At 43.3% G+C, this 13,006-nt stretch carries 7 protein-coding genes and 3 pseudogenes; 3 read left to right on the forward strand and 7 right to left on the reverse strand.

What is annotated here, in order from left to right; all coding sequences use genetic code 11:
• Nucleotides 1–93: 93 nt before the first annotated feature.
• The 3 genes and pseudogenes from AB4493_RS20225 to AB4493_RS20235 all read left to right on the forward strand — a co-directional run bounded on the left by AB4493_RS20225 (nucleotide 94) and on the right by AB4493_RS20235 (nucleotide 4,309).
• The gene (locus tag AB4493_RS20225) at nucleotides 94–1,383 is read left to right on the forward strand and encodes a DEAD/DEAH box helicase (protein ID WP_017059810.1); all 1,290 of its coding nucleotides are present in this window, start codon (nucleotides 94–96) and stop codon (nucleotides 1,381–1,383) included.
• A 214-nt stretch (nucleotides 1,384–1,597) separates the two neighbouring features.
• Nucleotides 1,598–3,316 (forward strand): autotransporter assembly complex family protein, encoded by a 1,719-nt coding sequence (locus AB4493_RS20230; RefSeq protein ID WP_029235239.1) that lies wholly within the window; start codon nucleotides 1,598–1,600, stop codon nucleotides 3,314–3,316.
• Nucleotides 3,317–3,550: 234 nt separating this feature from the next.
• Nucleotides 3,551–4,309: pseudogene (locus AB4493_RS20235) on the forward strand (aspartate/glutamate racemase family protein).
• Nucleotides 4,310–4,410: 101 nt separating this feature from the next.
• Here the strand turns inward: AB4493_RS20235 and AB4493_RS20240 are convergent.
• From AB4493_RS20240 to AB4493_RS20270, 7 genes and pseudogenes are all read right to left on the reverse strand, one after another.
• Nucleotides 4,411–5,868, reverse strand: coding sequence for a phospholipase D family protein (locus AB4493_RS20240; protein ID WP_372155700.1), 1,458 nt, complete (start codon nucleotides 5,866–5,868; stop codon nucleotides 4,411–4,413).
• An 84-nt stretch (nucleotides 5,869–5,952) separates the two neighbouring features.
• Nucleotides 5,953–6,603: pseudogene (locus AB4493_RS20245) on the reverse strand (carboxylesterase/lipase family protein); the annotation flags it as partial.
• Between the two features lie 278 nt (nucleotides 6,604–6,881).
• Nucleotides 6,882–8,091 (reverse strand): annotated as a pseudogene (locus tag AB4493_RS20250) (carboxylesterase family protein); the annotation flags it as partial.
• A 218-nt stretch (nucleotides 8,092–8,309) separates the two neighbouring features.
• A complete protein-coding gene (locus AB4493_RS20255) occupies nucleotides 8,310–9,968 on the reverse strand; it encodes a hypothetical protein (protein WP_372055112.1) in 1,659 nt (552 codons plus the stop codon).
• 326 nt (nucleotides 9,969–10,294) lie between these two features.
• Entirely contained in the window at nucleotides 10,295–11,650 is a 1,356-nt protein-coding gene (locus AB4493_RS20260; protein ID WP_372155702.1) for an FUSC family protein, read from the reverse strand.
• A gap of 9 nt (nucleotides 11,651–11,659) precedes the next feature.
• Entirely contained in the window at nucleotides 11,660–12,526 is an 867-nt protein-coding gene (locus tag AB4493_RS20265; protein WP_017059803.1) for an HlyD family secretion protein, read from the reverse strand.
• Between the two features lie 10 nt (nucleotides 12,527–12,536).
• Nucleotides 12,537–12,749 carry a DUF1656 domain-containing protein gene (locus AB4493_RS20270; protein ID WP_017059802.1) on the reverse strand — a complete coding sequence of 71 codons (213 nt, stop codon included), beginning with the start codon at nucleotides 12,747–12,749 and terminating at the stop codon, nucleotides 12,537–12,539.
• Nucleotides 12,750–13,006 lie beyond the last annotated feature (257 nt).

The raw sequence follows: 13,006 nt of genomic DNA on the forward strand, positions 1-13,006 counted from the left end.
GAAATAGAAGCGAAAGGGCGATTTAGTTACGTAATACTGCTGAAATACGTTAATATAGCGCGCTATTATTTTAGCTTTGAGTTCCTGCAATTAATGACTAACACCACTACACCAACCAACTTCTCTGATCTTGGCTTAATCTCTCCTTTGATGGCTCGTTTATCTGAGCTTGAATACCAACAGCCAACGCCTATCCAAGCGCAAGTTATTCCAAGTGTGTTAGCAGGACGCGATTTAATTGCAGGCGCAAATACCGGTTCAGGTAAAACCGCAGCATTTGCTCTTCCACTGTTACAAAAGATTCATGAAGATGCCCCTCTGGACCGTCGTTCAGGCAAAGGTAACTTTGTTTCTGGCCTTATCTTGGTTCCTACTCGTGAACTTGCTAAGCAAGTGGCTGACAGCGTTAAATCTTACGCTGTGCATTTCAATGGCGCGATTAAAACGGTTTGTGTGTTTGGTGGTGTATCGGTAAACACTCAAATGCAGGCGCTACGTGGCGGCACTGATATCTTGGTGGCAACACCGGGTCGTCTGCTTGACCTTATTTCGAGCAACGCTATCAAACTAGATAAAGTGAAAACGTTAGTGCTTGATGAAGCTGACCGAATGCTAAGCCTAGGTTTTACCGAAGAACTTGATGCAATCTTGAAGCTCTTGCCGAGCAAAAAACAAACCTTGTTGTTCTCTGCAACTTTCCCAGAGCAAGTTAAAACGCTGACTCACGAACTTCTAAGCGATCCAATTGAAGTTCAACTTCAAAGTGCCAATGCGAGCACACTGGTTCAACGTGTATTCGAAGTAGAAAAAGGTCGCAAGACAGCGTTACTCGCACACCTAATTCAACAACATGAATGGCGCCAAGCTCTGATCTTCGTTAATGCGAAGAACAGCTGTGAGCACCTAGCAGACAAGCTTTACAAGCGCGGTATCATCGCAGAAGTATTCCACGGCGATAAAGGGCAAGGTTCACGTACTCGTATCCTAGAAGATTTCAAATCTGGCGAGATTGACGTTCTGATCGCGACAGACATCGCGGCACGTGGTCTGGATATTGAGAAGCTTCCAGTGGTAATCAACTTTGACTTACCGCGTAGCCCGTCAGACTACATGCACCGTATCGGCCGAAGTGGTCGTGCAGGTGAAGTTGGTCTTGCGTTATCTCTGATCGATCACGAAGATTACCACCACTTCAAAATCATCGAGAAGAAGAACAAGATTCGTCTTGAGCGTGAGCAAATTGAAGGCTTTGAAGTGGATGAAGAAGCGACAGCTGAACTGATCGCAGCACTAAAACCTGTTGCGCCACCGGCCGGTACTGGCAAGAAGAAAAAGAAGAAGAAAGCTCCAAAAAACCAAGATGTGTGGCTGAACAACAACTGATCTTGAGTCAGCAAGCCATATAAATCAATAAGTAATAGACATTCAAAAGGTGCTTAATTGCGCCTTTTTTGTGTCTGTAGGGCTGGGATTTGAGTCGTTAATAAACGACTGTTGCAGTGTTAAACAACCCGATAAGCCGTTCGAAGGATAGCGTCCTCCATAAGAGATTCGGCGATTTAACGCTTTGCTCATAACCTGTTCGGGTTTTGAGCAATTGGGTAACCGCGTGAAGACCTCGATTAAACAATTAGTGCTGGCCACTTCATTTTTCCTGTTTACCCAACACTCTTCTAGTGCTGCTGAATTTGAGGTTAAAGGGGTTAATAAAACTCTCACCGAAAATGTAGAATTATATTTAGAACCTTTAGCCGATGTTCCTGCATCACAGCTATCGAAAACGAAGCTATCTAAACGTATTCAAGATGCACTCAACCCTTATGGTTATTATCACCCACAGCTCGATATCGACCTCAATGATTCTGATAACGTGATCATTAACATCGATTCTGGTCCTGTCATGCGCATCGCAGAATCGATAGTAAAAATAACAGGTGAAGCTAGCCTAGATGCGGAGTTCATCAATATACTCAATCAAAGCAAGTTAGGCTCAGGTTTAACTTTGTCTCACCAAGAATATGACCAAACTAAGCGTGCGATTTTCTCTTTAGCAAAGCGGAAAGGTTATTTTGACGGCAGGTTTATCGAGTCAAAGATTGAAGTTATTCCTAGCGAGAACATCGCGAATATACACTTGTATTTTGCAAGTGGTCCACGCTACAAGTTCGGTTCTATAAGTATTCCTGATGATGGGGTTGACCCTACTCGTATCGAGAAAATACCCACCTTTAAAAAAGGTGATGACTTTGACACCATCAAGTTAGGTGAACTGCAATCTGATTTGTCAGACACTCAATGGTTTCGAAGTGTCATCGTACATGGTGACTTTGACAAACTTGATGACAACCTAGAAGTTCCAATTGAAATCATTGCCGAGCCAAGTTCTCGAAATATCGTGCAGGTCGGTGGCGGCTATTCTACAGATCTCGGTTTACGCGCCTCTCTCAGTTGGTCAAAGCCTTGGTATAACCGGAGAGGCCACAGCTTTGAAACACAGACATATTTGTCTGAACAGGAGCAATCACTTCAGTTGGGGTACAAAATCCCCACAGAGAAAGTCACAACGGATTACTTTGGTATTCAGTTTGAATCGAAACGAATTGATCATCGAGACACCAATAGCTTTACAAACGATCTTAAGTTCGAACGTTACTGGCAATTAGACAGTGATTGGCAAAGCACCATTTATGTCAAATACTTGCACGAACAGTACCGTCAGGCGTCTGAGGAAGAGCAATCGCAATTACTGTTACCTGGCATCAGTTTTTCTCAGGTTGATCGTAAAAATGATCAGTTGGAGCTCAATCATCGACACATCTATTCTGTCGAGTATTCTGACCCTAGTCTGTTCTCTGACTCAAGGCTGTTGCGGTTGGAAGGAAACAGTGTCCTTTCATGGGATATTAGTGACAGGCAGAAGCTCCATTTCCGATCCAACGTAGGCATCAACATTGCCAAATCATTATCTGATGTGCCGTCGTCACTGCGGTATTTTGCTGGTGGCGATGGAAACCTGCGAGGTTATGGTTACGAATCTATCTCCCCTAGAGACGAGAATGGTGAACTAACGGGGGCACGTTATATGTTAACTGCTGGGCTCGAATATCAGCATCAAGTCTATCGTTCAATTTGGTTGGGCGCATTTCTTGATGTGGGTGATGCATTTGATCAACAAGCGGATTGGAAGCGTGGGACGGGCGTGAGTTTGATTTGGAACTCACAGTTAATGCCAGTTAAGCTCGATTTTGCTTACGGCTTAGATGCGCCTGAAGGCGACGAATTTCGTATTCATTTTTCCTTTGGTACTCAATTCTGATTTTTGTACGCTGTTTATGCACTCGCGAGGATGAGAACCATCTAATAGGATTCAAGTAAATCGAAAGAGCGTAATAACCTTTGTGCTTTAGCAAACACAAAGGTAAAAACAATGAAAAAGCTACGATTCGGTGTATTTGGTAATATGGGCCCTGAAGCAGATGCTCTGTTCCAAGATATCGTCGCCAAGAAAGAAATTGAACACGGCGCACTTAAAGACTAAGACCACATGGCCATGATAGTGGTGAAAAACTCAGATATCCCCGATCGATCTGAAGTGATTAACGAAGGCGGTACCGATCCTGTGCCTGAACTGATTGAGTCAGCGTGCATTTTAGAACATGCCAATGTTCAGTTTGGCGTAATGACCTGTAACACCGCTCATTACTTTAGACCTGAGGTTTAAAAGCACACCAACGTTTATATCGTCGACATGCTTCAAACCACCGTTGATCAAATCAAAGAGCAGAACTCTGAATCTGTTGTTGGTATTTTATGTACCAACGGCACATACAATTCGGGAATCTATGATCGTTACCTAACGGACGCGAATCTGGTGTTCGTTAAGCCAGATTCCTTTGAGCAAGAGCATAACGTGCATAGTGCTATCTATGATGAAGTAACCGGTGAGATGACAGAGTGTGGACAAGCAATCCGAGAAACCAACGGGATCAAAGCGGGCGAGTTTGAGCGTAATGCCGCACTGCTTGCTGTAGCGATTCAATCCATCGTAGAGAAGGGCGTTGATACGGTTATTTGGGGATGCACGGAACTTCCTTTGGTTAGAAAGCAACTTGAAACGGCATTTCCAACAGTCACTTTTATTGATCCTATGGAAGCGGTAGCTGAGCGTGTCGTTGATATTTACCGTCTCGCTGAGCAATATGTGGAGCGTGGACATGTGGATTACAACATTAATGATGTTAATTCGATCTTCACAACGCTTGATATGGTGAACTACGTAGCCCAAAGAGCGATGACCTACCGTCTATAAGCTCAGATACGTGTATTTGAAACATGAGAAAGCCGCGAATTACGCGGCTTTTTTACATTTGGACTGGAGAAAATTAAAAATTAAGATTCGAAGCTGAACACTTAAAGCTCGAACTCGCCATTCATTTTTCGAAATAACCAATCAGGTACCTTGTTCCATGAACTGTAGTTCGGGTTCTTAGTATGGATTTGTTCCTCTGAAGCCCAGATGGTGTCACCTGATTGTTCTCGCGACACAGCCCAGAACAACTCCTCTTTCTGACGTGTTAAGTAGTGTGTCACTTGCTTCGCAAACTCTTCACTGTCAACCAACACCCCAAACTCAACGTTGAGAAAGTCTGATCTTGGATCGAAGTTAGAAGAGCCAATATAGGTGACACGCTCATCTAAAATTACTGTCTTGTTGTGGTAGTAGGTATCAACATGAAAGTAGTGATCATCATTGATCGCTTGGCTTTTGTACTCATAGATACTTACGCCCTTGTCGAGTAGAGTCTCACGGTGTTTTTCGTAATACGCAGGCACAAAGCCCGAATCATTAGAAGCCGATGAATTCGTCAGTAAGGTGACTTCGGCTTCGCTCTCTCTAAGTGCATCGACGAATACAAACTTGTTATCGCTTGGCACCATATAAGGCGTAGAAATAATAACCTTAGAAGGTGTCGGTACTTTTTGCTTCATCAAGTGTTCAATACGTTGGCGAAAGTAGGGCTTGTTGTCATTGAGTTTCTCCAGTGAGTCAAATACCGGCGTGACAGAGGCTGAAATGAACTTCGGTTGGTTTAAGCTCTTTATCTGCCTTTCGACTTCAGACGTGATCAATGCTTGATTCTTTTCACCTTTGTTCAACGCTTTGGTGAACGCTTGGTATTGCTCTTTCTCTTTGATTTTAATGCGTTCTTGAATTGGCACTACATGCTCACTGTTCCACAACGCTTGGTAGTTTCGGTCGAAAGCAGCAATCACGTCGCCTTTAAACAGCACATCCATATCAAAGAAGTTGGCATTTTCGCTGTAGCCAAAGTAGTCATCACCGATGTTGCGCCCACCGAGGATCATCGATTGGTGATCAACGTTAAAGTATTTCTCATGCAGTCGATTATCTAACTGTTTTTGATGAGTAGAGAAGTTGAGCGCACGACCAATCCAGCCAGCTTTACGTGACTCAAAAGGGTTGAACAGTCGAATCTCAATATTGGCGTGTGAGTCCAACTCCGCAAGCCATTTGTCATTGAATACCAACAAGTCATCCAGTGTGAGGCGCACGGCCACATCGCGGTCAGCGGCGTGTTTCAGCTCGTTTAACAGCATCAGACCCAGAGTGTCGTTTTCCCAAGAGAAGTAAGTCATATCAATCGAGTGTTTTGCTTGGCGAACCAGATCAATGCGGCGCGCAAAGGCTTCAGGCGCACTCGGGATCAAATAGACTTCGGCTTGATGTTCTGTGCTTTGCCAGTTAGCTTCGAAGTCAGGTTCAACATCGGGGTAAGGTTGGGCACATCCTGTGACCAAAGCAATCAACATTATTGTGCATGCTGTTTTTAGTTTGCTAAGTGTCATAACTAACCTGCGTTTAAACATAAAATTTGGATATAGAAACGGCCAGCGAGCTGGCCGTTAAAGTAGGAAGGGTGTTGAATATGTTTAGTTTAGGTACCAGTCCCAAGGCATAAGACCTTGCTCTGCTAGACCCGTTAAGCGACCTTCACGAAGCTTAGGATCAACACCTGGGTTTGTGACATAGTCCCAGTCGAAGGTAGTGCTGTTGTCGCTGAATCCTGCACCATCAATGACAAGCACATTGTCGGTAGCATCGCTGTACTGGTAGCTCTGGAACAATTCATCGCTAAACCAAAGACGCGACATTTCGTTCATAAGGGCTTTATCTTTGCTTGATGGATTTACTTCGCTTCCATCAAAACGTACAGCTTTGTTGAACATAAATGGCAGTTCTGAACCGTTACATGCACCGCTGATGCAACCAATCGTTTTGAATAGATCAATGATTGACAGTTGGTCGTATTCGCCCGTTTCTTCATTTAGACCTGTTTTATAGTTCCACATGTTAAAGCTTGGTTTGTGCTCAAAGTGGTATAGCGTTGCTTCTACTTCGCTGTTTGCTGCCATATAACGAGCTGGGCCATTGAACAAGGTGTCATTTAGCAGGGTTTTAAATTGCTTCATGTTGTCAAAAGCCCCACCTAAGCTAGATTCTGAATTAGGGAAAAAGTCAGTTAGGTTTAAAACTTTATTAGTTTGTTCATGGCCGTTTAATTCAATATCTACATTTTTTACGATACATTCGATTACCTCTATTGGGTCGTCTTTAGCTAGACAAAATGGCGTAAGAACTCCTATATCAACAGATGAATCCATCCCCCAAAATAGTTCACTAACAGCTGTATATGCAGTGAGTGAAAGACCTTCATTTGCAGCAACGTCCTTAGAACTCATGTTATTTATTCTTGCCAATAAACGATCTTGATTGTGCTCATCATCTAGCCATTTCAACGCATCTAAGGCAATGGCCTCTGAGCGCTTACCTTTTATTGCTTCAGTTGAAAGAAATTCGTCAATGATAGTTGGAATCAAAAAGGTCACACTGAACAACATCCCAAAACTATTTGCTTCATGAGCATTGTTTCCCAAAATCGTTTGTACAGAAAGATCAGAATTTAGTGGTGATTTAGATGGTTCTATACATATTGCCTCTGACTCATCAGTGGTAGCAAGTGACTCACAACCTAGATAAGGAGCAAATGGCATCAGTGTTTGCATAGGGGTCTTTCCTGATTTGGGGCCTACTTCTAACTCTTGACCCAAATAAGAAACTGAAACCGATAGCGAACTCAATAACCAATTTTTTAGCTGTTCAATACCATCCAAAGCTGTTTCTTGCGACGCCATGATCACGTCAAGCGAAGTGTTTGCTGTAAAACCCTTACTGCGATCTTTTGCAACGTCATAGCTAGGATACTCAAAACCATACGGGTTGCTCTGCATGATGGCACGTTGGAAATATTGACCTGCGATATCGTCATCTTGCTGCAAGAAACCAATAGACATAGCGCCTGAGCCTTGACCCATAACGGTTACGTTTTGAGCGTTACCACCGAAGTCAGCGATATTATTGTGTACCCACTCCAAGGCACGCTTTTGGTCACCTAGGCCATAGTTTCCATCTTCGTTCTCGCCTTTAATCCATTGAGTACCTAACTGACCAAGACGGTAGTTGAAGCTTACGTAGATGAAAGGCTTACCATCGTCGCTTCCTTGAGCAACCACGGTATCACCTTGGATGAGCGGCTCTGCACCAGAACCGTATTCGAAATCACCACCGTGAATGAATACATAAACCGGTAGGTCTGCATCAGCATCTACGCCTACTGGGCGCCAAATGTTCAGGTTCAAACAGTCTTCAGATTGTGTCTGTGAAACGGTCTTCAATTGAGGACATGCATCACCAAACGAAGTGGCATCAATGTCACTCCCAAGATCAACCATTTCACTGTGCTCAAAACGCTCTGCATCGGCAAACTTAATGCCTTTAAAAGACTCAACAGAAGCCAGTTTATCGTCTTCGGTATTAGATGTAACAACCAGGTCTTCTTTGGTCGCAGTAATCATCACATCGCCGATTTGAGTGGTAAAGGTTTCTGAAGGTGCTGGAATTAAAGGTTCAGGTTTATCAGGGAAAGGAACCGTTGGTTCAACGTCTGTGTCACAGCCAGCAAGAGCGGCCGCAATAGCGAGTGCGATGAGAGAACGATATGCAATAGTCATAAAAAATGTGTCCACAATAGAATTCGGTAAAATAACGAACCGCGCATCGATACCGTCAAACCTGTAGATCCATAAGGTGATGGCTCCGTCTTTGGAGCATTTGACGTTGTGTTTCTTCGTGTGTTATCTACTGGATAACCAACGTTGGCGCGTTTTCATTTGTATGATGTCGACCTAATACAACGTAGGTTCACATCAGAAATTTGGTTAGATTTAGTCTAAAAGCGATAGCCAAGGTTCAATGTCACAGCCGAACGAGTTTCACCTTTGTTGTACAACACGGTCATGTTGTAATGCTTGCCAATCTGTTTGTTGACTCCGGTTAAAAATGCCCACTGGTTAATGTCCACACCAACGTCGTAATCAAACTCAATATCGTCTGTTTTTACAGTACCTTGCATACGTGAATCTAAACCTTGGTATTCAGCACCAACGAAGAATTGAGCTCGATAATCAACCAATTGGTAGCCCAACATTGGCTGAACCGTGACAATGCCGTCACCCCAATCATCCATCCCTTTCAGACGGGTTTGTGAATAGGTACCCGTCACTGAGGCAAAGAACTCTTTGTAACCAACAGATAATGTTGTACCCGCACCGCGTAAGTCATATTCGAGATGGAGTGGTACATTTAAACGCCCACTGTTACACAGTGCTGATACGCCCTCGCACAGTTTGTCGCCTAGACCAGGTAATTTGTTATTGAGTTTATCTTGTAGATATTCTCCCGCAGCGCCGGTGTAAGAGGCATCAACATTCGCATCAACGTTTACCTTTCCTACATATCCGAATACATTCCAGAACGGCAGAATATTCACATCACCACGTATTGAAAGACTTTCTGCTTTAACCGTTGCAACGCTATCTTCAGGGTCGAATAGGTCATTCAAGCGCACACCGCTAATGACGTAATCGGTCATAGGAAGGTTCATGTCTTGATTGCGATAAGCAACTGAAACACCGAATGGTAATGGCAAATCGATACCTTGACGACGCACCATGTCACCCATTAAAGGGAATACTCGATCTAACTTAACACTCGCTTCTTGCATACGAGGATCTGAAACTTCTTTTAGACGCTCTTCATGCAGGACATTAACGCCGTTGTCGTCTTCATAAATTGCGACGGGTTCAGTTACAGCGCTCATGGTCATCGGTTTCGTTTTAGACGTACCCTCGATGTTAGTTGTCTTACGTTCAATAACGACTTTACCAGAGTCTAACGTTTGGAAATCAATCACTTGGTAATAGGTATCGACTTTTGACTTACCAAGATTAAATGGCTTGTCGTTGGTGATTACCATGCGTTTTGGTGTGCCGCCTACAAGTTCAATATCAACATTCAAGAAACGGAAATAGGCGATGTCTTGTGGTAAGCCGTATTTCGAATAGTTGAAGCTAATGGTCACGTCGCCGTTGTCTTTTTCATTGACTTTCACTGACGATGGATCGAAGCTTTCTGCATAATTTCTTAGTCGATACTCAGTGCGCGTAAACTCTTCAATTTCATCGATCAGTTTTTCGTTTTCATCCAGCTCTTGCGGGTTGTATTTGACGCGCAGGTCGATGTTGCCTTTGCTGTCTGTGTTTTTTATCAGATAGACGCTTGAGTCACGAACCTCATCGCCAATTTGTATGGTTCGATGTGCGTGTTCAACTAGGTGTTCGCCCTGTACGAGCGAACTGATTGCTAGCTTTGGTAAATCATGACTGATGCCATATTTGTCAAATAGTGCTCGACCTTTTTCCATAACTTCGCTGTAAGTCTTGGTTTCTGCCGCAGACGCAAAATTGGGGGTGGTAAGTAATAGGGCGCTCGCTAACACAGAAAGAGTATGGGTCTTACAAGCGCTGGTGCGTATTTCAAAAAAACTCATGACGGTTTCCACGCTGAGTGGCCTCAAACCTTCGAGACTCAAACAGTCGATGTAATACTGAACGTCGTGTTCAGTTGTTATGTATTTATCCGTTAGGATTGCTAGTGTGAATGTCGCGACTAAAAATGCATTGCGTCAATCAATGAGAGGATTTTAAGAGGAGGTGGCAGATCGCGTTAATCGCTTTTGATGGACGCTATCCTCACTTAGTAATAATTAGCGTTAATCAATTGATTTATAATGATTTTCAATAGATAAAAAAACGGCCTGTGAAGTGAAAATACTTGGCAGACCGTTTTGTTGTGAGTTGTTAAGCGCATTTAGTTCTAAGCAGTTACCCTCACTCTAAATAGATCAGTAAACAACTTCGCTATCATCAGAATAATCAAAATGTTTACGAGCATCAAAAGTGGCGTTTCAATTCCATAAACAGGTGTGAGGTTGAGCGCACCAGATGTGAGAACAACTAATAAGTTAATACCCAATATTCGGTGTACCATGAGCTTAGGTGTCGCGAACACTTTCCATATCACCATAATGTTAAGGAAGTAGAATAGTCCCAGCTCCCATAGTTCTGTCATTAATGGCATCACAAAGATGTATTGCAACAGAACCACCGACCCTGTACCCAACACACCATAAAAAGCGTCCTTAATAACGCTTGGTGGCATGGTCGGCACCATAGAAGAGAATACACCGGCTAACATAGGAAATATGAAACCACCTGGAACTGGAAGATAAATCCAAACCAACAGCGATGTGATAAACATCGACACGCCTTGCAGCACTTTGCGCCCATCTTCATTCAAATGTTCAACAAACGTGCGATGTGCATGATGCCAAGACACGTCTTTATGATCACCTATGACATTGAGTTCACCCTCAACAAGAGATTGTTCTGGTGTTAATACATCGAACGTCTTCAAGTTGTGAGTAAGAACTGCCCATTGGATATCTAAGTCTGATTCGCTGTTACTTTGTTTGAGTAATGTATCTTGGATATGTGCCATTTCATCGATACGCAAGCGCCATGTTTGGATGTTCTCTTTAAGGTGGTAGCTTCCGGTCAGTGGCAGATCTAAAAGTTGATACAGCTTATCAATATTCGCGGTGTTGCTTTCAAGTGCGGCAATGTCGATGTTGTCTGTTTTTTCCATCGCATCTAACAACGCTTTTTTACTGGTTTCGAAACGTTGTACAAAGTTGAGTTCAGTATTCACAGGCCACACGATGCGATACACAATAGAGAACACAACAACACCTAATAGTGTTTCTTGAAGTCTAAGTACAGCAAAGTGAAAGGTGGTTTGGTTATCAAACCCGCCCATACAAGCAACAATCGAACACACGGTAAATCCTATTGAAAAGATGTAGCCGTATTTCTCGTCACTAGACATGAAAATACAAGTGCCTAAGAACACGGTAAGAAATGTTAGAAACAAAAATCGATCTTGTGAAAACATCGCAATGAGGAAAAAGGCATAACCGGTCCCTAACAAGGTTCCCATTAACCGGTTATGGCCTTTGTTTATTGAATGGGCGAAGCTCTCGTTCAATGCCATCACTGCGACGGCTATCGCAGCCCAATACGGTTTTTCCCAACCAAACCACAACGCTAGGCAGATTGCGATAACGATAGAGAGTGCGACTTTAATCGCGTCTTTAGTCGATGCAGTGAACATAAGAATCACCTAGCTATTTTTGATTATTTTGATCGAGGCAGTCATACCAACACGCAGTTGTACGTCTTCTGGTATTTTGTCTAACTTCACTTTGATAGGGATGCGTTGAGCTAGGCGTATCCATTGGAAGTTTGGATTCACGTTTGGCAATAAATCATTACCTGTGCTGCCGTCTTGCTTCGCGATACCAAAACCAATACTTTTGATATGTCCTTCTAGCTGAACATTGTTGTGCATCATTAAGGTCACATAAGCAGTGTCCTGAGCATCGACACCGACTAAATCAGTCTCTTTGAAATAACCTTCAATCCAGAAGCTATCTTCATCAATTAGCGCAACCACAGGTGAATTCGCGACAACTTGAGAGCCAACACGTAGGTTCAGATTGGTGATATAGCCGTTAGTAGGCGCATATACCTTGGTGTACTCAAGGTTGAGATGTGCTTCTTCTACGTTCGCTTTTGCCAGTTCGACATTTGCGGCGCTGGTTTCTACCGCGTTGTTCAAGTTGTTTAGTGTCAGCACGGGCACGGCACCGGGCGTTCTTTTCTCTAAATTCAACGCGCGTTGCTCTTCGTTTTTGGCTTTGGCGAGTAGGGCAAATGCTTGTTTTTGAGTCGCAAGTGCTTTTCTGTAGGTCGCCTTGTAAATACTCGGATCGATCTCAAAAAGAAGATCGCCTTTTTTTACCTTCGAGTTGTCTTCGACATGCACTTCAATGACTTGACCCGTGACTCGAGGTGTAATCGAGACGATATAAGCGCTGACTTGTCCGTCTCTGGTCCATGGGTTACTTGAGTACGACTGGTAATAGCTATAAACCACAGTTCCCGCAGCAGCCAATAATAAAAGTGTGATGAGATAACGTTTGATCACAGTAAGTGCCTCAAAAAATGGTAATAAAATGGCCGATAGCGCCAGTAAAAATCACGATCAAGCTCAGTTCTGCTATTGCAGGAAAGGCGACGTACTTATGAAGGCCAAACCGTGTCGCGATTGACCCTGTTAGCATTGTCAGTATGTAAGCCAGTGCGATAACCAATAACAGCGGTGGGAAGTAGACTTCATCCCACACAAGCTCATGCGGCATGGTATTCATGGTTCTGTTCTCTATTTGTTTGATGAATGCAACGATAACGGAGTTCGATTTATTGTGATAATCGCTTATAGAGGATCGTACCCATCAAAATCCAACTTTATTCGGTGATTATGCCAACTGCCTCTTTGTTGAGAGCCGTAAGCCAGTAAAACAACGGTAGGTAGGTTGTCGTTCTTGAAGTGGAAACACTTAATTGAAATTGATTTCGAAAATCATCTACTTTTGCCGGTTTAAGATGAATCTATTTAAACCAATCA

This window comes from Vibrio sp. 10N.222.55.A1 (genome assembly GCF_041473835.1).
Classification (GTDB): domain Bacteria; phylum Pseudomonadota; class Gammaproteobacteria; order Enterobacterales; family Vibrionaceae; genus Vibrio; species Vibrio crassostreae_C.